Source organism: Alcaligenes aquatilis, from assembly GCF_003076515.1.
Classification (GTDB): Bacteria; Pseudomonadota; Gammaproteobacteria; order Burkholderiales; family Burkholderiaceae_B; genus Alcaligenes; species Alcaligenes aquatilis.
Genome location: NZ_CP022390.1, coordinates 1,624,509 through 1,647,283 on the forward strand (window position 1 = coordinate 1,624,509; position 22,775 = coordinate 1,647,283).

21 protein-coding genes and 1 tRNA gene are annotated in these 22,775 nt (G+C 55.8%); 11 read left to right on the forward strand and 11 right to left on the reverse strand.

Features of this window, described 5'->3' with window-relative positions; translation table 11 throughout:
* The first annotated feature begins 27 nt into the window (after nucleotides 1-27).
* Nucleotides 28-726: a cytochrome b/b6 domain-containing protein gene (locus CA948_RS07490; protein WP_108727702.1), complete on the forward strand. Its 699-nt coding sequence runs from the start codon at nucleotides 28-30 to the stop codon at nucleotides 724-726.
* Nucleotides 727-878: 152 nt separating this feature from the next.
* Here the strand turns inward: CA948_RS07490 and CA948_RS07495 are convergent, their stop codons facing one another.
* The gene (locus CA948_RS07495; RefSeq protein WP_094197211.1) at nucleotides 879-2,525 is read right to left on the reverse strand and encodes an ABC1 kinase family protein; all 1,647 of its coding nucleotides are present in this window, start codon (nucleotides 2,523-2,525) and stop codon (nucleotides 879-881) included.
* 264 nt (nucleotides 2,526-2,789) lie between these two features.
* Between CA948_RS07495 and ypfJ the strand changes: the two genes are divergently transcribed.
* From ypfJ to CA948_RS07515, 5 genes are all read left to right on the forward strand, one after another.
* On the forward strand, nucleotides 2,790-3,641 hold the full coding sequence (gene ypfJ / locus CA948_RS07500) for a KPN_02809 family neutral zinc metallopeptidase (RefSeq protein WP_108727703.1): 852 nt from the start codon (nucleotides 2,790-2,792) through the stop codon (nucleotides 3,639-3,641).
* A 75-nt stretch (nucleotides 3,642-3,716) separates the two neighbouring features.
* Nucleotides 3,717-3,792: transfer RNA gene (locus CA948_RS07505), tRNA-Lys, on the forward strand.
* A gap of 199 nt (nucleotides 3,793-3,991) precedes the next feature.
* Complete coding sequence (locus tag CA948_RS17850; RefSeq protein WP_257502692.1) at nucleotides 3,992-4,114, forward strand: hypothetical protein; 123 nt, start codon at nucleotides 3,992-3,994, stop codon at nucleotides 4,112-4,114.
* Nucleotides 4,115-4,680: 566 nt separating this feature from the next.
* Nucleotides 4,681-5,019, forward strand: a complete 339-nt coding sequence (gene glnK / locus CA948_RS07510) for a P-II family nitrogen regulator (protein WP_009456229.1) — start codon at nucleotides 4,681-4,683, stop codon at nucleotides 5,017-5,019.
* A 14-nt stretch (nucleotides 5,020-5,033) separates the two neighbouring features.
* Nucleotides 5,034-6,275 (forward strand): ammonium transporter, encoded by a 1,242-nt coding sequence (locus tag CA948_RS07515; RefSeq protein ID WP_094197213.1) that lies wholly within the window; start codon nucleotides 5,034-5,036, stop codon nucleotides 6,273-6,275.
* 121 nt (nucleotides 6,276-6,396) lie between these two features.
* Here the strand turns inward: CA948_RS07515 and CA948_RS07520 are convergent, their stop codons facing one another.
* Nucleotides 6,397-6,849 (reverse strand): c-type cytochrome, encoded by a 453-nt coding sequence (locus tag CA948_RS07520; RefSeq protein WP_108727704.1) that lies wholly within the window; start codon nucleotides 6,847-6,849, stop codon nucleotides 6,397-6,399.
* 98 nt (nucleotides 6,850-6,947) lie between these two features.
* A complete protein-coding gene (purB, locus tag CA948_RS07525) occupies nucleotides 6,948-8,324 on the reverse strand; it encodes an adenylosuccinate lyase (protein WP_108727705.1) in 1,377 nt (458 codons plus the stop codon).
* Nucleotides 8,325-8,559: 235 nt separating this feature from the next.
* On the opposite strand from purB, the gene CA948_RS07530 reads away from it, so the two are divergent.
* Nucleotides 8,560-9,171 carry a glutathione S-transferase family protein gene (locus tag CA948_RS07530; protein ID WP_094197216.1) on the forward strand — a complete coding sequence of 204 codons (612 nt, stop codon included), beginning with the start codon at nucleotides 8,560-8,562 and terminating at the stop codon, nucleotides 9,169-9,171.
* A gap of 177 nt (nucleotides 9,172-9,348) precedes the next feature.
* Here the strand turns inward: CA948_RS07530 and CA948_RS07535 are convergent, their stop codons facing one another.
* The 6 genes from CA948_RS07535 to CA948_RS07560 form a co-directional block, all read right to left on the reverse strand.
* Entirely contained in the window at nucleotides 9,349-10,161 is an 813-nt protein-coding gene (locus tag CA948_RS07535) for a sulfite exporter TauE/SafE family protein (RefSeq protein ID WP_108727706.1), read from the reverse strand.
* A gap of 9 nt (nucleotides 10,162-10,170) precedes the next feature.
* On the reverse strand, nucleotides 10,171-11,286 hold the full coding sequence (gene mnmA, locus CA948_RS07540) for a tRNA 2-thiouridine(34) synthase MnmA (RefSeq protein WP_108727707.1): 1,116 nt from the start codon (nucleotides 11,284-11,286) through the stop codon (nucleotides 10,171-10,173).
* Between the two features lie 211 nt (nucleotides 11,287-11,497).
* Nucleotides 11,498-12,919: an FAD-binding oxidoreductase gene (locus CA948_RS07545; protein WP_108727708.1), complete on the reverse strand. Its 1,422-nt coding sequence runs from the start codon at nucleotides 12,917-12,919 to the stop codon at nucleotides 11,498-11,500.
* 26 nt (nucleotides 12,920-12,945) lie between these two features.
* Entirely contained in the window at nucleotides 12,946-14,040 is a 1,095-nt protein-coding gene (gene aroG / locus CA948_RS07550) for a 3-deoxy-7-phosphoheptulonate synthase AroG (protein ID WP_269467009.1), read from the reverse strand.
* Between the two features lie 485 nt (nucleotides 14,041-14,525).
* Nucleotides 14,526-14,756 (reverse strand): YbdD/YjiX family protein, encoded by a 231-nt coding sequence (locus CA948_RS07555; protein ID WP_108727709.1) that lies wholly within the window; start codon nucleotides 14,754-14,756, stop codon nucleotides 14,526-14,528.
* Between the two features lies 1 nt (nucleotide 14,757).
* Nucleotides 14,758-16,845: a carbon starvation CstA family protein gene (locus CA948_RS07560; protein ID WP_108727710.1), complete on the reverse strand. Its 2,088-nt coding sequence runs from the start codon at nucleotides 16,843-16,845 to the stop codon at nucleotides 14,758-14,760.
* 518 nt (nucleotides 16,846-17,363) lie between these two features.
* On the opposite strand from CA948_RS07560, the gene ehuB reads away from it, so the two are divergent.
* From ehuB to ehuA, 4 genes are all read left to right on the forward strand, one after another.
* A complete protein-coding gene (gene ehuB, locus CA948_RS07565) occupies nucleotides 17,364-18,230 on the forward strand; it encodes an ectoine/hydroxyectoine ABC transporter substrate-binding protein EhuB (RefSeq protein WP_108727711.1) in 867 nt (288 codons plus the stop codon).
* A 102-nt stretch (nucleotides 18,231-18,332) separates the two neighbouring features.
* Complete coding sequence (gene ehuC / locus CA948_RS07570; RefSeq protein WP_094197226.1) at nucleotides 18,333-19,004, forward strand: ectoine/hydroxyectoine ABC transporter permease subunit EhuC; 672 nt, start codon at nucleotides 18,333-18,335, stop codon at nucleotides 19,002-19,004.
* A 2-nt stretch (nucleotides 19,005-19,006) separates the two neighbouring features.
* Nucleotides 19,007-19,699, forward strand: a complete 693-nt coding sequence (gene ehuD / locus CA948_RS07575) for an ectoine/hydroxyectoine ABC transporter permease subunit EhuD (RefSeq protein WP_083053302.1) — start codon at nucleotides 19,007-19,009, stop codon at nucleotides 19,697-19,699.
* Nucleotides 19,696-20,481 (forward strand): ectoine/hydroxyectoine ABC transporter ATP-binding protein EhuA, encoded by a 786-nt coding sequence (ehuA, locus tag CA948_RS07580; RefSeq protein ID WP_094197227.1) that lies wholly within the window; start codon nucleotides 19,696-19,698, stop codon nucleotides 20,479-20,481. Before ehuD ends, ehuA begins: the two co-directional genes overlap by 4 nt.
* A 373-nt stretch (nucleotides 20,482-20,854) precedes the next feature.
* On the opposite strand, the gene CA948_RS07590 is transcribed toward ehuA, so the two are convergent.
* Nucleotides 20,855-21,466: a DUF2239 family protein gene (locus CA948_RS07590; protein ID WP_108727713.1), complete on the reverse strand. Its 612-nt coding sequence runs from the start codon at nucleotides 21,464-21,466 to the stop codon at nucleotides 20,855-20,857.
* Between the two features lie 368 nt (nucleotides 21,467-21,834).
* Complete coding sequence (gene thpD / locus CA948_RS07595; protein WP_094197230.1) at nucleotides 21,835-22,758, reverse strand: ectoine hydroxylase; 924 nt, start codon at nucleotides 22,756-22,758, stop codon at nucleotides 21,835-21,837.
* Nucleotides 22,759-22,775 lie beyond the last annotated feature (17 nt).

A 22,775-nucleotide genomic window follows, 5' to 3' on the forward strand; every position in this document is an offset into this window, starting at 1 on the left:
GTGTTTACGTCTCTCCGGATTTTCCCTATGCAAACCTCCACAACCCGCCCTTTACTCGTCTGGGATTTACCCACCCGTTTGTTCCACTGGCTGTTTGTCATTAGCATTGTGGGCTGTTTTGTGACAATCAAAGTTGGCGGGCTATGGATGGACTGGCACGTACGCTTTGGTCTGCTGGCCTTGGGACTGTTGGCCTTTCGTCTGGTCTGGGGTTTGATCGGTGGCTACTACTCGCGCTTTAGCCACTTCTTCCCCAATCCGATACGCAGCCTGCGTTATTTGCGTGATAAACCTGCCGTCTACCCAGGCCACAATCCTGTCGGCGCCTGGTCGGTCTGGGTCATGCTGATTGTGTTTGGTTTTCAGGCCATCTCTGGTTTGTTTGCCAACGACGATATCTTTACCTCAGGCCCTCTGGCCTATCTCAGCAGCGATTGGTCCAAAACCCTGACGGGTCTGCACAAAGCCAACGAATGGATCATGCTGGCCATTATCGGCTTGCATATCCTGGCTATTTTCCTGTATCGCGTCCTGGGTGGTCAGAAATTAACCAGCGTCATGGTCAAGGGCAGCATGCCCGTACCCAGTGAACCTGCGCTACCTGCCAGCAAAGACAACTGGAAAACCCGTTTACTCGCTCTGCTCATTGCCGTACTGATTGCCTGGGGCGTGTACTGGATCACCGGCCTGGCACCGGTAGGCGGCGGCATGGACGACTTTATGTAAGCCTGACTTATCCCCAGAAGCTGTGAATAAACCTGGGGATAATGCGGGGATTGTTTGGGCTGAGCCGCATTTTTACTAGCCGTCTTTTAAACTGGATGGTGACTAGCCGCTTGAACACTCTCTGCACAAAGAGCGACGGCCTCACGATACTTTCAGCGCCGTCGCCAAAATCCCCACAAGACCAGAACCAGCCCCAGAACGGCGGCCAATAAACCGGCCCAGCTAAAGATAGTCAGGCCCAGCCAAGCGGGGCCGCGTGTAACCAGCACCGGCCCCAAAATCAATACAAAGGCCGCCGTCACAATCGCAATGGCCAAACGGGTAGCCGCCTTTTCCAGCGATGAGGCCAGACGCGGCATACCCTCGACTTGAATACGGGCAGAGATCTTGCCTTGCCGGACGCGATGCATCAGCAAACGCAGCAATTGAGGCGCATCCATCGCCAATTGACGGGACTCCAGCAAGCTGCGTTGCAAGTCTGCATAAACACGACGAGGGGAATACTGCTTACGCATCAAAGCCAGAATGACCGGTTGTGCAACCTCAACCACATCAAATTGCGGGTCCAGACGTTTCAATACGCCATCCGCGGTGATAAAAGCCTTGAACAGCAAAGCCAGATCCGGCGGCAAAATCAAATGGTTCTCACGCGCCAGCGCCATAAAATCCAGCAAAGCAACCGAAATGGACAAAAGCCCACTACTTTGTCGGGCAACATAGCGCTGGGCACTTTCTTCCAGCCGGCTCCAATCAAAATCTTCCGCACCCGACCAATCCAGCAAGGTGGTAGCCACCCCATCGGCCTGCCCGTCCACAATTGCGCGCAATAGAACCAGCAATTGCTGACGACGACGTTCCGTCAAATGACCGACCAGACCGAAATCAATAAAGGCGACCTGATTGCCCGGCAACGCCATCATATTGCCGGGGTGCGGGTCGGCATGAAATAGCCCATCCTCCAGAACCATATGCAAGAACGCCAAGGCTCCCCGGCGCGCCAGCAAGGGGCGATCCACTTCAATGGCTTGCAACTGCGCCTCTTGAATTGGTGAGACTCCGGGCACAAACTCCTGCACCATGACGGTGGCACTGGTCCACTCCATATAAACGCGCGGCACCACAATGTCTTTAAAGGGCTGCATATTCTCGCGCACAGCCACGGTATTGGCTGCTTCGCGCGTAAAGTCCAGCTCATCGGCAATGGCTTCGGCCAAGGCGCGCACAATATCGTAGGGGCGATACTCAGGCAACAAACCCTGCTGCTGCACCAAGCGGGCAATCTGTTTCAGCAAACGCAGATCAGCCTGGATCAAAGACTCAAGACCGGGGCGCTGCACCTTCACCACCACTTCAGTACCGTCCCGCAAACAGGCACGATACACCTGCGCCATAGAAGCCGAGGCCAGCACCTGGATATCAAAACGCGCAAAGGCTTGGTCTACGGTTTGCCCTAAAGCCAGTTCCAATTCGGGTCGAATAGTCTCCCAAGGCACCGGCGCGGCATGACCTTGCAGCTTTTCCAGTTCCTGGGTCCACTCCAGAGGCAGCAGGTCATTGCGTGTGGCCAGAATCTGACCGAGTTTGATAAAGGTAGGCCCCAGCTCCTCCAGGGCACGTCGCAAACGTTCAGGCGCCGAGCGTTCGGGCATTTCTGTCGCCACCGGGGTTTTGTTACCGGGCAGCAGCTCCGACAGACCCAGACGATGCATCACATCCCCGATTCCGTATCGAGCAATGACCGATCCGATGGCACGCACGCGCGCATGGTCGCGCAAGGCCAACAAGGTTCCTCCCAACATACTCGCTCTCCAGTAGGCTACGCCCTGAGAAAAGTAGCATACCGCAGCGTCCGGGTGACTTACTTATCCACTTATCCACATTTTCAGTGGGCAAGCGCGGGGATAGCCTTTGGACAAGTCGCATTACCCCAAGTAATTCAAAGACTTGTCATGATGGGGTAATTAAAGCCCCCCTCCCTTTAGAAGATGACAAGAATCGAAAATGCCCCTGCTTTGGCCCGCAAATCAGAGTACATTGACGTTTTTAAATTCAAGGAGAGCGTGATGCGTCTGGATAAATCTCGCTCCAGCCGTAATGTCGAGGACCGCCGTGCCAATGGGCCACGCCTGAGCGGCGGCAAGATCGGTTTGGGGACAATCGTGCTGGCCTTGGTAGCCCTGTACTTTGGGGTCGACCCCAATGTGGTGCTGAACCTGGCCGGTGGCCCCACCAGCGCCCCGCAATCTCAACCGATTGCCGCCTCGGATACACAGGGCCAAACCATCGCCAAAATCCTGGGTGAAACCGAGGATGTCTGGCGCGATATTTTTGCCAAGCAAACCAATGGCAGCTACCGCGATCCCGTACTGGTTCTGTATCGCGGCGCGACTCCCACGGCTTGTGGCGCAGGCCAATCGGCCATGGGCCCGTTTTACTGCCCGGCCGATCAAAAGCTCTATATAGACCTGGGCTTTTTCACCGAGATGGAGCAAAAGATGGGCGTCAAGGGAAACTTTGCCCCTGCCTACGTGATTGCGCATGAAGTGGGCCACCACGTTCAGAACCAATTGGGCATGATGCGCCGTGTGGATGAAGCCCGTCGCAGCGGCTCGGCCTCGCAAGCCCGTCAGGCGTCCGTGCGTTTGGAACTGCAGGCAGACTGCTACGCCGGCATCTGGGCCAATCACGCCGATGCACAACGCCAGATTCTGGAACCGGGCGATATCCGCTCTGCGCTAGACGCGGCTCAAGCGGTAGGTGATGACACCTTGCAAAAGCAGTCTCAAGGCTATGTGGTTCCAGACTCTTTTACCCATGGCAGCGCGCAACAACGCATGGCCTGGTTCATGCAAGGCTATCAAACTGGGCAACTGAACATGTGCGATACCTTCACTCGACCTGATCCCGCTTTCTGATAAACGTAAAATTATGTAACCCGTCCTTGCGCTACATAATTTCCGTTCTATAATCATTTTCTTCGCAGGAAACGGGGGTCGTTAGCTCAGTTGGTAGAGCACTGGACTCTTAATCCATTGGTCGACAGTTCGAGTCTGTCACGACCCACCAGATATCCTGCTGCTTGCGGTACACCATGCCGCAACACCGTAAATTAGCCCGCTGCCACAGCGGGCTTTTTTGCGTCTGGACACATCGATCCAGCACATCGCTACCCCAATTTTGCGCAGCCATCTTCTGGTCATAGTTGTTTACTTCGCCCACTACAAAAACCCGCTAGGCTAACAGATCATCACATCAGGAGATTGTCATGCTGATTGCCATTGATCCGACCAAGGCCCCCGACACCACACCTCCGGGCAAAACGCCGAACCCCGAACCCGATCCGAAGAAAATCCCGGGCAATGAGCCGCCTAGCAAAGCCAGGAACTGACAGACCTCGCCCACTCAAACATCCTGCACCCCTGCCATGTAGGCGCAATCCAGGGCAGCGCAGAAAATGTCGCTGCCCTGCCAGCGCCTTGCCCCACATTTGAATCATGCTTTGGCAGCAGGAAAATGTTGCAAAGTTAAGACTATTTTAAAAAAAAATGCACACAATGCGCACTTGTTGCGTTGCAACATATATTATTTTTCCATAGTCGTTGTTCCTGCGGTGGTGAGATGAGCGGAGACAGGCGTCACAGAGCGCTGCTGTTATCTCGCTGCCCACCGACTAGGCAAGACCGGGGTCACGTGCCTAGCTAGCTTACTCGCCTTGCCGGAATTGTGTTGCTCTTCAACCTACAACACAGGTCCGCTTGCCTACCACTTGCGTTCGCGCTGTCGCACATCCTGCTGACAGCCGGAGAGTCGCTCAAACCGGCGCTGCCGGTTGCACTCAAGCCATCCACCAGGATTACCCATCCCGGTCGGCCCCCTCTCAACCGTCTCCTACCCCCCTCGGTGTTCCATTGCATCCGCAAGGCCAGCTTGCCTGTGTTTACTTCAGGAACACCTATGAAATTAATTACCGCCATCGTCAAACCCTTCAAGGTTGACGAGATACGCGAGGCCCTTTCCGATCTGGGCATACAGGGGATGACACTGACCGAGGTCAAAGGATTTGGTCGCCAGAAAGGCCACACTGAGCTGTACCGCGGTGCAGAATATGCAGTCGACTTCCTGCCCAAGATCCGCATTGAACTGGCTATTCCCGACGAGCAGTTGCAAAGCGTTCTGGAAGCCATTCAAAGCAGCGCCCGCACCGGTCGTATTGGTGACGGCAAGATCTTTGTCCAGCCGCTGGACCACGTCATCCGCATCCGCACCGGCGAATGCGATGAGCAAGCCCTGTAATCGGAGACTCCATCATGAACAACGCTGATCTCTCGTGGATGCTGGTCTCCACGCTTCTGGTACTAATGATGGCCGCGCCGGGCCTGGCCCTGTTTTACTCAGGGATGGTGCGTCAAAAAAATGCCTTGTCCATGTTGTCCCAAACCTTGCTGGTGTTCAGTTTGGGGGTGGTGCTGTGGTTTATCTATGGCTACTCGCTGGCTTTTACCGCTGGCAATCCCTTGATTGGTGGTTTCGACAAGGTCTTGTTCAATGGCATGTTTACTGCCGCTGACCAACAGTTCTCCATGTCAGGCACCCTGCCTGAACTGCTGTTTGCGTCTTTCCAGGCCACGTTTGCCGGTCTGACATGCGCCCTGGTTGTCGGCAGTCTGGCAGAACGTACCCGTCTGTCCGCCATTTTGGTCTTTACTGTGATCTGGTTCACCCTGGCCTATCTGCCTATCTGCCATATGGTCTGGTTTGCCGATGGACAGAACGGCGGTTTGCTCAACACCCGTGGCGCGCTGGACTTTGCGGGAGGAACGGTCGTACACATCAATGCTGGTATTGCGGGTCTGGTCGGTGCCTGGATGATTGGCCCACGTTTGAACTACCGTCGTGAAGCCATGCCACCTCATAACCTACCCTTGACCTTTATTGGTGCGGCTCTGCTGTGGGTAGGCTGGTTCGGTTTCAACGCTGGCTCGGCTTTGTCTGCCAATGAAAATGCCACGCTCGCCTTCTTCAACACCATGTTGGCCGCTGCCATTGGCGTTGTGGCCTGGACATTGGGCGAATGGATCAGCAAAGGTCATCCTTCCTTGCTGGGTGCCTGCTCGGGTGCCATTGCAGGTTTGGTCGGCATTACCCCAGCAGCCGGTTTTGTGGCTCCCTCCGGTGCACTGGCCATTGGCTTGATTACTTCCCTGGCTTGCTTGTGGGGCGTTAATGTTCTGAAGCGCTGGCTGCGTGCCGACGATACATTGGACGTGTTTGGCATTCACGGTTTGGGCGGAATTGTGGGCGCGTTGCTCACGGGTCTGTTCAACGCACCTGTTCTAGGTGGTCCCGGCACCGCTGCTGGCAACAGTATCTGGATGCAGTTGTGGATTCAGCTCGAAGGCGTCTTGCTGACTCTGGTCTGGTCCGGTGTGGCCGCCTGGATTGCCTTCAAGATTGCCAAAGTCGTCTGCGGTGGTTTACGTGTCGATGCTGACCATGAACGCGAAGGTCTGGATATCCGCACCCACGGTGAAACGGGCTATCAACACTGAGATCCCATCATGATTCTTGACTATCTTGCCCACAGGCAAACAGCCCCCTTCAAACACAGGTACAAACCTAAAAGAAAAAGCCCTCTCTCGAGGGCTTTTTTTTTATAAGCAAAACGGCTGCTTATTTTTCTTTGCGGTAAGCGTCGTGACAAGTCTTACAGGACTTGCCCACATTACCAAAAGCCACACGGAAGGCATCAAAATCGCCTGAATCGGAAGCCACTTTCAGCTTGTCGATCGCAGCGGTGAAATCATCGGTAGCTTGCTTGAAACCCTGGGCATCGCTCCAGGCTTCTGCTTTGGTCTCGCCGCCTTCAGTACCGGCACCAAACGCGCTCCAAGGCAAAGCAGCCAAAACAGTCAGCACTTCCACGTTCTTGGCGATCGCAGCCGCGTCATAAGGAGCTTCCTTTTTAGCGACGGGAGCCATACGACCAAAATGCGAACCGATCAAGGCCATGCTGGCTTGACGGTAGTCCACCGCTTGCTCAGGCTTGGCGAATTGGGCTGTAGCTGGCGTGACAAACGCGGCGCACAAAGCGGCAGCGGCAGTCAAAAACGCAAGTTTTTTCATGGGAACTCCTGTGTGATGAAACATAAAACACTTCATAAAGCACTGGCTCAAGAAACCCGATCGGCTGTGCCCTTGTGCAAGAACACAGCCGTTTGGATTTAGATTGCCTGAGCCAACTGTACCGCGACGCCCAGATAGCTGCGTGGAGTTAGCTCAAGCAAATAGTTTTTAGCGTCTGCGGGCAGCTCCAGGCCACCAATAAACTCGCGCAACGCTTCCTCGGTAATACCACGGCCACGTGTCAGAGCTTTGAGTTGTTCGTAAGGCTGAGGCAAACCGTAGCGACGCATCACGGTTTGAACTGGTTCGGCCAGGATTTCCCAGCAAGCATCAATGTCCGCATCCACAGCGGCAGCATTCAGTTCCAGTTTGCCGATACCACGCAGGCAGGCGTCGTAGGCCACCACGCTGTAGCCCAGGGCCACGCCCAGATTACGCAGCACGGTCGAATCCGTCAGGTCACGCTGCCAACGGGAGATAGGGAGCTTCTCGGACAGGTGACGCAGCATGGCGTTGGCCAGCCCCAGATTGCCTTCCGAGTTTTCAAAGTCAATCGGGTTGACTTTGTGCGGCATGGTGGACGAACCGATCTCACCTTCTTTCAAGCGCTGCTTGAAGTAGCCCAGGGAAATGTAGCCCCAAACGTCACGGTTGAAGTCCAGCAGGATGGTGTTGGCACGGGCAATCGCGTCAAACAGGGCAGCCATCCAATCGTGCGGCTCGATCTGAATGGTGTAGACGTTTTGCGTCAGACCCAAACCACCCAGCACTTTCTTGCTGAACGCAGGCCAGTCAATTTCGGGGTATGCCGAGAAGTGCGCGTTGTAGTTACCAGTCGCGCCATTCAATTTAGCCAGAGGCTGAACAGCGGCAATGGCAGCAATGGCGTTTTGCAAACGCGCGGCCACGTTGGCGAACTCTTTGCCCATGGTGCTGGGGCTGGCAGGCTGGCCGTGGGTGCGCGAGAGCAAAGGCTGATCGGCATGCAGACGGGCCTGAGCCTTGATGGCATCGCACACTTCTTGCAGCTGGGGCAGGATCACCTGCTCACGGGCACGCGTCAACATCAGGGCGTGCGAGGTGTTGTTGATGTCTTCAGACGTGCAGGAAAAATGAATGAACTCGGCCGCGGCGGACAGTTCGGCGTGGTCGGCCACTTTTTCCTTCAACCAGTATTCCACGGCTTTCACGTCGTGGTTAGTGGTGCGCTCAATGGCTTTGATGCGGGCAGCATCGTCTTCCGAGAAGTTCTGCACCAGGCTCTTGAGTACCTGGCGGGCTTCGGCAGAGAAAGTAGGCAGTTCAGGCAGACCCGCGTCGGACAGGCCGATCAGCCAGGCCACTTCGACCTCCACGCGATGCCACATGAATGCGGCTTCGGACAACAGGCCACGCAAGGGGGCGGTACGGCTGCCATAACGCCCGTCCAATGGCGACAAGGCATTCAGAGTGCTCAGGGTATCGGCTATGTGCATCGTTCTACAGAAAAGAAGGGGGAATAAAGTCAGCCCGCATTCTAACATTGCGGGCCGACACCCGTATGTCAGGTGTTCAGCATGGGGGTAGAAAGCGACGGCAGTCCCAGGCTTTGACGAATAAACCACAGTTTTCCAACATTGTTTCCAGCGACAGGGTCAGGCCCGGCCTGCGGGGCGTTCGCCCATAGGTTCCTGCTATACTTTTTGAGCCTGCAACTTTTGATAGCTTTTTATGAAACTTATAGCTTCCCTCACCAGCCCATACGCGCGCAAAGTGCGTGTTGTCATGGCGGAAAAAAAGCTCGATTACGAGCTGATTCTGGAGGATGTGTGGGCCGATGACAGCGATATTCTGAAACACAATCCACTGGGCAAAGTTCCCTGTCTGATTATGGATGATCAGGCAAGCTTGTTTGATTCCCGCGTGATCGTCGAATATCTGGATACCCTCTCGCCCGTCGGCCGCCTGATCCCCCAAGCCGGACGTGATCGCGCTGCAGTCAAATGCTGGGAAGCCATTGCCGATGGCTTGCTTGACGCCTGCGTTGCCATCGTGGTGGAAAATCGCCGCCCCCAAGAGCTACGTCTGCCCGCCTGGATTGACCGCCAGAACAGCAAAATCACCGCTGCCCTGCAATCGATGAACAACACCCTGGGTGACCAGTCCTTTTGCATGGGCACCAGCTTTAGCCTGGCCGACATTGCCGTAGGCTGCGCACTGGGTTATCTGGACCTGCGCTTTCCTGAGCTGGACTGGCGCTCGCAGTACGGCAATCTGCAACGCCTGGATGAAAAACTCCAAGCGCGTCCCTCGTTTGCCAGCACCTTACCGCCTACGCAGTGAGCGTTGCGCTAGCAAGCCAGGGCCCATTCTTTTGAATGGGTTTTTTTATGTCTGAAAAAAGGCCCGGCATAGTGCTTGATGTTTGGACAAACCTGCGGCAACTCAGTATGGGAAGCGTATTGAAACGCTCTAAAAGCAAAAAGGCAGACCCGTGGGTCTGCCTTTTTCTTGCCTGACTTAAGCCTGTGTAATGGCCTGCGTAATCATATAGATCGCCAGCACAGTCAGCATGCTGGCAAAAATACGCTTAAGCGTCACCTGGTCAATTTTGTGGGCCAGGCTGGCGCCCAAGGGCGCGGTACAAATACTGGTGGCCGAAACAATCAACAAGGCAGGCCAGTAGATAAAGCCAATCATGCCAGGATGGCTGCCGAAAGTGGCCTGACCGGACCAGATATAGCCCACGCTATTGGCCAGCGCGATGAAAAAGCCCAGTGCAGCCGAAGTGGCGACGGCCTGTCGCACAGGCACATTGCCACGCAGCATGAAAGGGACGGACAAGAAGGCCCCGCCCGCACCCAACAGACCGGAGACGAAACCGATCAAGGCGCCCATGGCAGCGATCCAAAATGGGGCAGGCAAGGAGCGGCCTTGCACCGGGGTCGACTTGCGCGCCATTTTTGAAGCCGAATACAAGACGAACACACCGAACACAATCGCCAGCGCCGTGCTGTTGATCATGGCAAAAATCGCGCCGCCCGACAGCAGCCCGCCCACGATCAAACCGGGCACCATCACCTTGACCACGTCCCAACGGATAGCACCATGTTTATGGTGCGCCCGCACGCTGGACAAGGAAGTAAACAGAATCGTAGCCATGGCCGTGGCAATGGAGGCGTGCACGGCCAACTCTTGCGGCACGCCAAACAAGGGCAGCAGGAAGGTCAGGAATGGCACCAGAATCATGCCCCCGCCAATCCCCAACAGACCCGCGGCCAACCCTATACCGGCACCCAGCACCAGCAAACTGATGACAAGAATGGGATCCATGCCCGCCTCTTATTGAATAATGCCGCCGCCCAGGCAGCGGTCACCGTCGTACAAGACCACGGACTGACCGGGGGTTACAGCCCACTGAGGCTGATCAAAATGCAGAGACAGGCTATCACCTTCAGCCGCCAGCACCGTGCAGGCGGCATCAGCCTGGCGATAGCGGGTCTTGGCATGAATCGGGCCCAACGCCGGCGGATGGCCTGCTACCCAGCTAGTCTGCTCAGCCTTCAATTCGGACTGCAACAGCCAGGGGTGATCGTGCCCTTGCACAACATACAAGGTGTTTGTAGCCAAGTCTTTACGGGCGGCATACCAGGCGTCGGCGGTACCGTCTTCGCGCTGCTTGCCCTTGACGCCACCAATGCCCAAACCCTTGCGCTGACCATAGGTGTGGAAAGCCAGGCCCACGTGCTGACCCAGCACCTGCCCTTCCGGTGTCTTGATCGGACCGGGTTGAGTAGGCAGATAGCGATTCAAAAATTCGCGGAAAGGACGCTCGCCAATAAAACAAATGCCGGTCGAGTCTTTTTTAGCTGCATTGGGCAGCTTCAGTTCTTCGGCAATACGGCGCACTTCCTGCTTGTTGATCTCGCCCAAAGGAAACAAGGTGCGCGACAACTGCGCCTGATTCAGGCGGTGCAAAAAATAACTTTGATCCTTAGAAGCATCCAGACCTTTGAGCAACTGGTAGTCTGTACCGCCCCCGGTCATGGGCACACCACGCACGCGAGCGTAATGGCCGGTCGCAATCCAATCAGCGCCCAAGGTCATGGCGTGGTCCAGAAAGGCCTTGAATTTGATTTCCGCATTACACAGAACATCGGGATTCGGAGTACGGCCCGCCGAGTATTCCCGCAAGAACTCCGCAAATACGCGGTCTTTATATTCTGCTGCGAAGTTGACCGCCTCAATCTCGACCCCGACCAGATCGGCCACGCTGGCCGCATCCAGCCAATCCTGGCGCGAGGAGCAGAATTCGGAATCGTCGTCGTCTTCCCAGTTCTTCATGAACAGGCCCACGACTTCATAGCCTTGCTCTTTAAGCAACCAGGCCGAGACAGAGGAGTCCACGCCGCCGGACATTCCGATAACGACGCGACCTTTTTTGGTGGAAATAGTCATTGCAGTGATGATGAGAGGTGTCGCAGCAGGCAGACCGATGGTCCGGCGCACACCTGACTAACTAAAAAAGGCATTGTACGCCTGCCCTGACGCATGTACAGGCCGACGCTGCCAGTGCCTGGGGTTTCTGGAAAACGGTACTGCCCAAGACACAAAAGCCCAGACACAAGGTCCGGGCTTTCAGGGCGACTCAAGTGTGACTCAAGCGCGATCAGCCCAGAGGACGCGCAGGCAACATCTTGCCAGGGTTCATGATGTTATGAGGATCCAGCGCATGCTTGATGCTGCTCATCACATCCAGGGCATCCTGACCGTGCTCGGCCAGCATGAACTCCATCTTGTGCAAGCCCACACCGTGCTCGCCGGTACATGTACCTTGCATGGCAATGGCACGCTCTACCAGACGATGATTCAGGCGCTCGGACTCGTCCCACTCTTCCTGGCTGTCGGCATCGAGCAGCATCAGGACGTGGAAGTTGCCATCGCCCACGTGGCCCACGATGGTGTACGGGAACGGAGCCTGATCCATATCGGCCGCGGTTTGCGCCACACATTCTGCCAGGGCGGAAATAGGCACACAAACGTCTGTGGTGCTGGAGCGGCAGCCAGGGCGCAGTTGCAAACCGGCAAAGTAGGCATTGTGTCGAGCCGTCCACAAACGCGAACGGTCCTCGGCCTTATCGGCCCATTCAAAGTCCATGCCGCCGTTCTCGCGGGTAATTTCCTGAACCACCTGAGCCTGCTCCTGCACACCGCTGGGGCTGCCGTGAAATTCAAACAGCAGCAGGGGCGACTCTTTCAGCGTTAGCTTGCTGTAGGCATTGGTGGCACGCACTGCTGCGGCATCCATGAACTCGACACGCGCAATTGGGATACCCATTTGAATGACCTCGATCACGCTTTGCACGGCAGAGCGCAGATCGGGGAAATTACAGATGGCGGCGGAAATGGCTTCGGGCTGCGGGTACAGGCGGACCGTCACTTCGGTAATGATGCCCAGCGTGCCTTCGCTACCAATGAACAAGCGAGTCAGGTCGTAACCGGCCGAGGATTTCTTGGCGCGATTAGCCGTATCGATAATGCGGCCGTCTGCCGTCACGACCTTCAGAGTCAGGACGTTTTCACGCATGGTGCCGTAGCGTACGGCATTGGTACCTGAAGCGCGGGTTGCAGCCATCCCACCCAGGCTGGCATCCGCACCGGGATCGATGGGGAAGAACAAACCTGTGTCACGGATATGCTCATTCAGGGCCATGCGTGTCACGCCAGCCTGCACTGTCGCGGTGAAGTCCTCGGCATTGATCGCCACGATCTCGTCCATGCCGGACAAGTCCAGACTGACGCCACCTTGAATCGCCAGAAAATGCCCTTCCAGCGAGGAACCAGCCCCGTAAGGAATCAGGGGCACATGGTGCTCATGGCAATGCCGCGCCACCCAGGCGACTTCTTCTGTGCTGCGAGCAAAAACAACCACATCAGGCAGCATGGGTGGATACGGCGATTCATCCCGTCCATGGTGTTCACGCACAGCGTGAGAAAGCGAGCACCGCTCTTGGAACTGAGCCTGCAAGGCTTCTACAAAACCTTCAGGTAAAGGGCGCCGCGCTAGATCGGCATGACCGGGAGCATTCATGAGCATTCCAAAAAGGCAAAACCCTATTATGAGTGGCTAAGTGCCCCCTCTTCAAGAGCGACTCGCGCCTGGCGACGCTGACGCACCGCTTGGGCCAGTTTTTCCAGAACCACCACGGTGTCATCCCAATCAATGCAACCGTCGGTGATGCTTTGGCCGTAGGTCAAGGGCTTGCCTTCCACCACGTCCTGACGACCGCCTACCAGATGGCTTTCGATCATCACGCCGCAGATACGCATATCGCCGCCCGAGATCTGACCGGCCACATCGGCCAGCACTTCGGGCTGACGGCGGTAGTCTTTATTGCTGTTGGCGTGGCTGGCATCGACCATCACACGCGGCACCATGCCGGCCTTGATCATGGCCTGGCTGGTTGCCTCGACGTTTTCAGCATCGTAGTTCGGCGTCTTGCCACCGCGCAGAATCACGTGGCAATCGTTATTGCCCACGGTGGACACAATGGCGGAGTGACCACCCTTGGTGACCGACAGGAAATGGTGCGGCTGCGAAGCGGCCTTGATCGCGTCCAGAGCAATACGAATATTGCCATCCGTGCCATTTTTGAAGCCCACGGGGCAGGACAATCCGGAGGACAGCTCGCGGTGAACCTGGCTTTCCGTCGTACGAGCACCAATGGCGCCCCAGGAGACCAGATCGGCAATGTACTGAGGCGTAATCATGTCCAGGAACTCGCAGCCTGCGGGCAAATCCAACTGGTTGACGGCCAGCAGCAATTCACGCGCCGTACGCAAACCCTGATTGATGTTGAAACTGCCATCCATGAACGGGTCGTTGATCAGCCCTTTCCAGCCTACTGTGGTACGTGGTTTTTCGAAGTACACACGCATCACAATTTCCAGCTCGGGCGCAAAACGCTTGCGCTCCACCGTCAAACGGCGGGCGTAGTCCATTGCAGCTTCAGTATCGTGAATGGAACAAGGGCCCACCACGACCACCAGACGATCATCGCGTTCGTGAAGAATCTTGTGAATGCTGCGACGTGCCTTGTGAACCGTGGTCGAGACAGCAGAGGTACACGGGAACTCGCGCATCACATGGGATGGGGGAGACAGCTCCTTAATTTCACGAATCCGTAAATCATCAGTATTGTGCGACACGATTGAACTCCAGTTGGTTTGCCAGATCCGGGGGCAAACGAAAAAAAAGCCGCCCGGACAATGCTGGCGGCTTATTTCAGGATTTAGGTCTTACTTGTGTTTGGTGCAACCCGTCCTTTCCTCCACCAGCGGCATCGGAAAAGCATAAAAATAAAAGAAGAAAACGGGGATTGCGAAAGTCATGGGAAAAATCCTAACACAGTTCCGGACGTGCCGCCAACAAAACCGGCAAGATTCACCCACAAAAACGCAGAATAACAAAATATTTATACCAACAAGCCGCTAAAAAACACCATCAAACGAAACGATCATTTCGTTTAGCATTTTTTATTGGCCCTTTTGTTTCGTGTTATCGCAAAAAATCACGATAAATCGTTTAGCTGGCTTGTTTGTCTTATTTTTACATCTGTATACAAAACCGATCGCTATCTGTCCTGCTCAGATGCGAAAGGGCCAGAACACAGGGTTCTGGCCCTTAGCTGCCTAATTTAGCAACACGCTATCCGTCCTTTTCCGCCATAACGCGCTTGCTGTCGCTCGCGGAAAAATTCGGCGTATTCCATCGGTTTCTGATCGGGGTGATTCACCCGCATATGATTCAAATAGGTTTCGTAATCAGGCACGCCCACCATCAGGCGCAAGGTTGTGGCCAGATAGCGCCCGGTACCCCGCCCTGCCTGGGCACTGCACGAGATCGCTCCTGTCAATAAACCTTTCATATCAAGCTCCTACTGCCGCTTGAGCCGGCAATGGCTGGTAGGGGGTCTGGGCAGAATGCGGCTCTGTGCTGCGGCGCGCTTTCAACACGCAACGTATGCCAAAGAACACCATGCTCAAGACCACGAAAATGAACAGACCACACAAGGTGGAGTTCACGTAATCGTTGAAAATGACCTGCTGCATCTGCTCCAGTGATTTGGCCGGTGCCATGACGGTTTGTTCGGCCAGACCTTGCTGGTACACCTTGGCGTGGGCCAAAAAGCCGATCTTGGGATCGGGGTGGAACATTTTCTGAAAGCCCGCCACCAGTGTGCAAATCAGTAGCCAGAGAGTGGGAACCACGGTCACCCATGCGTAGCGGTCTTTCTTCATCTTAAAGAGCACCACCGTCCCCAAGACCAGCGCCACTGCCGCCAGCATCTGGTTGGCAATACCGAACAAGGGCCACAAGGTATTGATGCCGCCCAACGGATCGACCACGCCCTGATACAGGAAGTAGCCCCACGCCGCCACGCACAAGGAAGTGGCAATCAAGTTGGCAACCAGAGACTCCGTACGCCGCAAGCCCGGAACAAAGGTGCCCATCAAATCTTGCAGCATAAAACGACCTGCACGCGTACCGGCGTCTACGGCCGTCAGAATGAACAAGGCTTCAAACAAAATGGCGAAGTGGTACCAGAAGCTCATCATCGCAGGCCCGCCGATGACGTTATGCAAGATGAAGGCCATACCTACGGCCAGAGTAGGAGCACCACCGGCACGAGAAATGATGCTGTTTTCACCCACGTCACTGGCCATTTGGGTCAGGTCAGCCGGTGTAATCAAAAAGCCCCAGCTGGACACCACTTGCGCGGCCTGTTCGGGCGTGGTGCCAATCAAGGCAGCCGGGCTATTCATGGCGTAGTAAATGCCAGGCTCGATAACGCAAGCGGCCACCAACGCCATGATGGCCACAAAGGACTCCATCAGCATGCCACCGTAACCGATGTAGCGCGCCTGGGTTTCGTTCTCGATCATCTTGGGCGTGGTACCCGAGGAAATCAAGGCATGGAAACCGGACACGGCACCGCAAGCAATGGTGATGAACAAGAAGGGGAACAAGCTACCGGACCAGACTGGACCGGTGCCATCAATAAACTGGGTGGTGGCGGGCATTTTCAGCTCGGGTGCCACGATCACAATCCCGATGGCCAGCCCCACAATGGTGCCAATTTTCAGGAAAGTGGACAGATAGTCACGCGGCGCCAGCAACAGCCACACGGGCAGCACGGCAGCGATAAAGCCGTAGATAATCAACGCCCAGGTCAGCTCTTCGCCATTCAGGGTAAAGAATGGCCCCCAAGTTGGATGTGCAGCTACGTCCTGACCATACACAATGGTGGCCAGCAGGAAGATCAGCCCAATCACCGAGACCTCGCCAATGCGGCCTGGCCTTAAGAAACGCAGATAAATCCCCATGAAGATAGCCAGCGGAATCGTTGCTGCCACCGTGAAGGTGCCCCACGGCGAGTTGATCAAGGCCTTGACCACAATCAGCGCCAGCACCGCCAGGATGATGACCATAATCAGAAAAGCGCCAAACAGCGCGATCACACCCGGCACCGTGCCCAGTTCGGACTTGATCAAATCCCCCAGCGAGCGCCCGTCACGGCGCATGGAGATGAACAGAACCGTGAAGTCCTGCACCGCCCCCGCAAACACCACGCCGGCCAGAATCCAGAGCATGCCGGGCAAATACCCCATTTGCGCTGCCAGCACCGGCCCCACCAATGGACCAGCACCTGCAATTGCAGCAAAATGGTGCCCAAAGAGCACATGTTTATTGGTCGGTACGTAGTCCAGACCATCGTTATGACGCCAGGCTGGCGTCATGCGGGTAGCGTCCAGCTCAAAGACCTTACGAGCAATGAAACGACTGTAGTAACGATAGGCAATTAAATAGACGCAGACTGCCGCGACGACGATCCATAGAGCATTGATGCTCTCCCCCCGGCTCAGAGCTACCGTCCCCAGGGAAAAGGCCCCCAGCATCGCAACCAGCACCCAAATCAGATGCTGTTTCATAAAACCGCCCTCTTCTGTGCGCATACAAGCTCCACGATTTGCATTAAGTAAGTCTGTCACCCACTTTTTCTTCTGGCTGCACTTCTGATCTGAAGAAGTTGCCAGCTGCCGGTACAAGAGACGCTACACCGCGCGGGCTTAGCGTTCTTGCTGGGTCAGCACAGTTGCTTGATCCCGTGCATTTCCCGTACCAGCAGTGTTGAAAGCGCGCCAAAGCGCACTTTCCAAAAAGGTGTCGGCGCGCCCGAAGGCGCGCCGAACTTATTCATGAATCAACCTGAGGTAGGCACAAGTCAGGCGCTTTTGAGAGGGCAAGCGCTCTTGAATCCTTGGGAGCATAGTGAAAACGCGCACTCAAGACACCGCGCATTTTCCCTAAGATCAACTACTTTGCTTATATAGAAATTCTAATCAGTTCTTTTGATCGATAGTTTCTATCCATTTAATTTGAGTACGAATGATTTTATGCGCTATGATTTCCCTGCAAATCTTTCGTAAAACAAATCATTTATAACGAAATGGTATAGGCGAAAAAAGGACTCATGATGAAACTACAATCCAAGCCCCTCTGCGCGCTGGCCTTTGCCCTGATGGGCACCATGGCCGCCGCTTCCAGCGCCCAAGCTGTCACGCTGGAACAAGTCAAAGAGCGCGGCGTGATTCGCGTCGCCGTTGCTAATGAAATTCCGTACGGATATATGGACATGTCCGGCAAAGCCCAAGGTGCCGGCCCTGAAGTGGCCCAGGCCATCATGGAGCGCCTGGGTGTCAAAGAAATCAAATGGGAAACCGCCAATTTCGGCTCCCTGATTCCCGGCCTGCAAGCCAAACGCTTTGATATGGTGGCTGCTGAAATGGCCATCCTGCCGCAACGCTGCAATACCGTGCTGTTCTCCGAGCCCAACAGCTCTTACGGCGAAGGCCTGCTGGTGGCCAAGGGCAATCCCAAGAACATCCACTCTTACGAAGACTTCGCCAAGACCGATCACAAGATTGCCATCATGGCGGGAGCCGATCAGCTAGAGATGATGCAGGCCCTGGGTGTGCCTGACGCGCGCATGGTCACCATTTCCAACAACGCCGATGCCATCTCGACCGTAGCCACAGGTCGTGCCGATGCCTATGCGGCTACCGGCCAGACTGCCAGCGACCTGGCCTCCAAAGGAGATGGCAAGGTGGAACTGGCTGCCGAATTCAAGGATCCCATCATCAATGGCAAGCCGGTCCGTAGCTGGGGCGGTTTTACCTTTGCCAAGGAGTCCGAGGACCTGCGTGATGCCGTCAACAAGGAACTGGCTGAGTTCAAAAAAACCGATGAATGGAAAGCCATCCTGAGCAAGCATGGCTTTACCGAAGAAGACGTCAAGCATTCGTTTGAGAAATCCACGGAACAGCTGTGTAAAGCCTGATCCTTCACCTGCGGGTAAGGCGGCCGCACGGGCCTGCGCGGCTCCTTGCAAGGGCCAACAGAGCATTCAACGTGCGTCGCCTGCCCTTGTCTGGAACCTGATATGGATTGGTTAAGTTACAGCTTGCCCCTGATGGAAGGGGCCTGGGTCACCATACAACTCACCCTGTATTCAACCGTGGTGGGAGCTATCGCCGCCTTTGCTCTGGGCATAGGCCGGCTGTCCCACTCGGTCGCCCTGCGCTCTTTGTCCATCACGATTATTGAAGTTTTTCGCGGCACCTCTTTATTGGTACAACTGTTCTGGCTGTACTTTGCCCTGCCGATTCTGGGCGAGTCCATGGGTCTGGACTGGCGTCTGGACCCGGTCGTGGCTGGCACCCTGGCCTTGGGCCTGAACATTGGCGCCTATGGTGCCGAAGTGGTACGTGGGGCTATTCAGGCCGTGCCACACTCCCAACTGGAAGCCGCCAAGGCCCTGGACTTTACGGAGCGCCAAACCCTGTGGCGCATCAGCCTGCCCCAGGCCATCCCCGAGATGATGCCCAGCTTCGGGAATCTGGCCGTGCAGAATCTGAAAGATACGGCCCTGGTCTCTTTGATCAGCTTGGGGGACTTGAGCTTTAGAGCTGAACAAATACGCAACTTCACCCAGGACAGCACCACCATCTACACCTTGCTCTTGCTGATGTACTTTGGCATGGCACTGGTACTGACCGTCCTGATGAAATTGCTGGAACGCGCAACCGGCCGCTGGCGCGCGCAAAGGAGCTGAACATGCTGTTTGGTATTGAATGGGACACCAGCAGCAACGGAGCATTTGCGCTGTCTATCCTGCCTATCTTACTCAAAGGCTTATGGGTCACCATCCAGGCCGCTGTGCTAGGCTTCGGTGTGGCCGCGGTGCTAGGACTGATTCTGGCCGGCCTGAAAAGCGTGCGTTTGCGCCTGATTTCCTGGCCCGCCTATGTACTGACCGAATTCCTGCGCGACACGCCTTTGCTGGTGCAACTGTTTTTCCTGTACTACGTGCTGCCGGACTACGGCATCGTGCTACCCGCCTTTCTGACCGGCGCGCTGGCGCTGGGGGTGCAATACAGCGCGTATCTGTCTGAAGTCTATCGAGCCGGTCTGGAGTCTGTTACTCACGGCCAGACTGAAGCCGCTCGCGCGCTGGATATTTCTCCGCTGCGCACCTTTATGGTCATCACCCTGCCCCAGGCTATCCCGCGCATCATCCCGGCCATGGGTAATTACCTGGTGTCCATCATGAAGGACGTGCCCGTGCTCTCTGTCGTATCGGTGCTGGAAGTCCTGAACGTGGCCAAGATTATTGGTGACCGCACTTTTAACTACATCATTCCCCTGTCCATGGTGGGCGGCCTGTACCTGCTGCTGACCCTCCTGGCTTCGGCTGGGGTACGAGCGCTGGACCAGCGCTTGCCCAAGCAAGGAATTCCCCTGCGATGACTGACACTACAAACCCCATCATTCAATTTGACAATGTCACCAAGAAATTCGGTGATGTCACTGTCCTGGATGCCTTGAACTTCCAAGTAGAGCCTGGTGAGAAAGTCACCATCATCGGCCCTTCCGGTTCTGGTAAATCCACGGTACTGCGTATCCTGATGACGCTGGAAACCATTGACGAAGGCGTCATCACGGTAGCAGGCAAACCTCTCTGGCACGAACGAGTTGATGACAAGCTGGTGCCCGCCAGCCAAAACCATTTGCGCGAAATGCGCAAGGAAATGGGCATGGTGTTCCAGCAGTTCAACCTGTTCCCGCACATGACGGTGATGCGCAACGTCACCGAAGCGCCCACCCATGTGCTGGGCCTGTCCAAAGAACAGGCGCGCGAGCGGGCCACCAAATATCTGGATCTGGTGGGTCTGATCGACCATGCGGACAAATTCCCCAGCCAGCTCTCTGGCGGGCAGCAACAGCGCGTCGGCATTGCTCGAGCCCTGGCCATGGAACCGAACATTCTTCTATTTGACGAGCCAACCTCGGCTCTAGACCCGGAACTGGTGGGCGAAGTGCTGGGCGTGATCCAAAAGCTGAGTCAGGAACAGGATCTGACAATTTTGCTGGTGACCCACGAAATGCAATTTGCCAAGGAAGTCTCAGACCGCGTCTGCTTCTTTGATAAAGGCGTGATCGTGGAATCCGGCCCGCCCGAACAAGTATTCTGCAACCCGCAGGAAGCACGAACGCAGGCGTTCTTGAGCAACTTTATTCAGGCGGCGTGAACGCTAACACTGCGTCACTTGAGCGTGGCTCTCCCCTGAACCGCGCTCAAACGGCTTTTTCCAAAAAAATAGTCAATCTCCTGCAAAGGCTCCGTAGAGGGAGCTCTCCAAACCTGCACGGCGACGGGCCAGCCCTCCCAGGTAATCCGCCTTATCAGCAAAAGCCAAAAACGAATCTGTGCTTTGTCGCTAAACCAGCATAGCCAGATCCCGTCGCCCCTGTTTCGGACCAATCAAGAATGGGCCGCCTGAACCCAAAAACTGGCCGCCGCTTGCGTGCGTCGCGCATGACAAAGGCACGACCTAATGCCTGAGTCGGCTCCAGATACACATGTGGCTGAGGCTTGGTGCTCATGCTCTCTGTCCCCAAGTCTTATTCAAGCAAGGATGTCGCCGGAGCTTCAGCCAGTTTGATAGCATGCTCACGCACATCTTCCGGCCAGGCTGCCAGCAGTTGTTTGAATCGCTCCCACTCATCGGCAAACAAGGCTCGCATGGCTTCTTCAAAGCCGGGCAAATCGCCACCGATTGCCGTCATGAAGTTATAGACCCGCTCTTGCGCCTGACGACGCTGATCTTTGGCGGCACTGGCTCGGCGGGCTTGTTCCACCAGTTTGCGTAGGGCAACCGATGCACCTCCAGGCTGGGTTGCCAGCCAATCCCAATGTCGTGGCAACAAGGTCACCTCGCGGGGGACGACGCCCAGCTTGGGGCGACCACGGCTTCGTGGGGCCTCTTCTTTTATCTGCTCAAGCTCAGGTTCAGGGACGTCCACAGACGCATAGCGTTGCGCCAGCTCTTCGTCCGTCCCGTGCGTATTCACATCCACGAAGCGGCCCGTCTCATCGTCAAAGATCAACACGGGATCGTTAACCTGGCTTTCCAGCACTTTTTTCACGGCCAGCACATTGACCAGCATGGAACCGTGCGCGATACGGCGGTGGCCCATAAAGCTGGTGTAAGTATGGGGATAAGTCGTTTTCATAGCAAAACCAATGCGTCAAGTAAGAAGGCCCTATTTTTACCCGGGTATTATTAATCAGTCAATATTATCCGGGTATAAATAAAATGGGCCAGTTAGGTGCATTGAAGCCACTGATCCTGGCCAGCAAGCATCTCAAATGATTCCGACCTAAGCCATGACCAAAGAATTGTCTGCGCTCACTGCTTTCCTGGGCCCAGACCCGTCAATGCGATCAAGACCAATAGTCCGCCCACAACCCGGTCCTAGAGACTGGCCGCCTCATCCCCTTATGCAAAGTCTTGAATACACAAAAAACGCCCCCTAGAAACAAATCCAGGGAGCGTTTTATCCGGCCAAATCTGCACGCAAGGTACAGACCTTCTTCGTGCTTAGGACTCCAGCAACGGCCCACTCAATGGCGTCAGGACAGGGAACTGTCCGCGAGTCGCCACATGAGCAGGACGGGGTGTCAGCCCCTGCTTGGGATCGCCCACGCAGTTCTCCATGCTGTTATAGACCGTAAACACATTGGCTCGTGGCCAAGGCGAGATATTGCTGGCCGAGCCATGCAAGGTATTGCAGTCAAAAAAGATCACCGAACCGGCCTTAGCCGTAATGGCCTCAATGCCGCCTTGATCCACCAGCAAACGCAGGCTGATCGGATCGGGCACGCCATACTCCTGCTTGCGCAAGGATTCCTTGTAATGGTTGTCCGGTGTCTGCCCCGTGCACGAGATGAACTGGCGGTGCGAGCCCGGCACCAGCATCAAGGGGCCATTGCACACATTATTGTCCGTCAGCAGCACCGAGCAACTTAATGCGCGCATCTGCGGCATGCCATCTTCGATATGCCAGGTCTCGAAGTCCGAGTGCCAGTAAAACTCCTTGCCGGTAAAGCCCGGTTTCAGGTTGGCACGGGACTGATGCACATACACCTCCGAGCCCAGAATCTGGCGAGCCACATCCAGCACACGTGGATCCCGCACCAGGCGGGCAATCAACTCGCTAAGTTCATGCACCCGGAAGATCGAGCGCACGGCCTGACTGCCTTTTTCCACCACGGCCTCTTCACGGGACAAGATGCCGGGATCCGCACTCATCGCCTCCACATTGCCCAGCAAGGCTTGCACTTCCTGCGCATTGAACAAATCGGGCAGCAGCAAAAAGCCGTTGTCCTCATACTCCCGCAGTTGGGACTTGTTCAAAGGCTGGCTACCTACCGGGTCCGGATACACCACCGGCTCCTGGCGGCTGACGATGGCCGCCGTTCGTTCTGTACGGGATGTGTACAGATCGCTCATGGTCACTGTCATCATGCTCTCCTTAGGTC

What these genes read in the sequence shown, in the direction of transcription:
- CA948_RS07530 (WP_094197216.1), top strand. Translation starts at nt 8,560, where the DNA reads ATGAAACTTATAGCTTCCCTCACCAGCCCATACGCGCGCAAAGTGCGT.
- CA948_RS07535 (WP_108727706.1), bottom strand. Translation starts at nt 10,161, where the DNA reads ATGGATCCCATTCTTGTCATCAGTTTGCTGGTGCTGGGTGCCGGTATA.
- CA948_RS07520 (WP_108727704.1), bottom strand. Translation starts at nt 6,849, where the DNA reads ATGAAAAAACTTGCGTTTTTGACTGCCGCTGCCGCTTTGTGCGCCGCG.
- purB (WP_108727705.1), bottom strand. Translation starts at nt 8,324, where the DNA reads ATGCACATAGCCGATACCCTGAGCACTCTGAATGCCTTGTCGCCATTG.
- ypfJ (WP_108727703.1), top strand. Translation starts at nt 2,790, where the DNA reads ATGCGTCTGGATAAATCTCGCTCCAGCCGTAATGTCGAGGACCGCCGT.
- glnK (WP_009456229.1), top strand. Translation starts at nt 4,681, where the DNA reads ATGAAATTAATTACCGCCATCGTCAAACCCTTCAAGGTTGACGAGATA.
- CA948_RS07495 (WP_094197211.1), bottom strand. Translation starts at nt 2,525, where the DNA reads ATGTTGGGAGGAACCTTGTTGGCCTTGCGCGACCATGCGCGCGTGCGT.
- CA948_RS07590 (WP_108727713.1), bottom strand. Translation starts at nt 21,466, where the DNA reads ATGAAAACGACTTATCCCCATACTTACACCAGCTTTATGGGCCACCGC.
- ehuD (WP_083053302.1), top strand. Translation starts at nt 19,007, where the DNA reads ATGCTGTTTGGTATTGAATGGGACACCAGCAGCAACGGAGCATTTGCG.
- CA948_RS07555 (WP_108727709.1), bottom strand. Translation starts at nt 14,756, where the DNA reads ATGAAAGGTTTATTGACAGGAGCGATCTCGTGCAGTGCCCAGGCAGGG.
- CA948_RS07560 (WP_108727710.1), bottom strand. Translation starts at nt 16,845, where the DNA reads ATGCGCACAGAAGAGGGCGGTTTTATGAAACAGCATCTGATTTGGGTG.
- ehuA (WP_094197227.1), top strand. Translation starts at nt 19,696, where the DNA reads ATGACTGACACTACAAACCCCATCATTCAATTTGACAATGTCACCAAG.
- thpD (WP_094197230.1), bottom strand. Translation starts at nt 22,758, where the DNA reads ATGACAGTGACCATGAGCGATCTGTACACATCCCGTACAGAACGAACG.
- ehuC (WP_094197226.1), top strand. Translation starts at nt 18,333, where the DNA reads ATGGATTGGTTAAGTTACAGCTTGCCCCTGATGGAAGGGGCCTGGGTC.
- CA948_RS17850 (WP_257502692.1), top strand. Translation starts at nt 3,992, where the DNA reads ATGCTGATTGCCATTGATCCGACCAAGGCCCCCGACACCACACCTCCG.
- ehuB (WP_108727711.1), top strand. Translation starts at nt 17,364, where the DNA reads ATGATGAAACTACAATCCAAGCCCCTCTGCGCGCTGGCCTTTGCCCTG.
- CA948_RS07545 (WP_108727708.1), bottom strand. Translation starts at nt 12,919, where the DNA reads ATGAATGCTCCCGGTCATGCCGATCTAGCGCGGCGCCCTTTACCTGAA.
- CA948_RS07515 (WP_094197213.1), top strand. Translation starts at nt 5,034, where the DNA reads ATGAACAACGCTGATCTCTCGTGGATGCTGGTCTCCACGCTTCTGGTA.
- mnmA (WP_108727707.1), bottom strand. Translation starts at nt 11,286, where the DNA reads ATGACTATTTCCACCAAAAAAGGTCGCGTCGTTATCGGAATGTCCGGC.
- CA948_RS07490 (WP_108727702.1), top strand. Translation starts at nt 28, where the DNA reads ATGCAAACCTCCACAACCCGCCCTTTACTCGTCTGGGATTTACCCACC.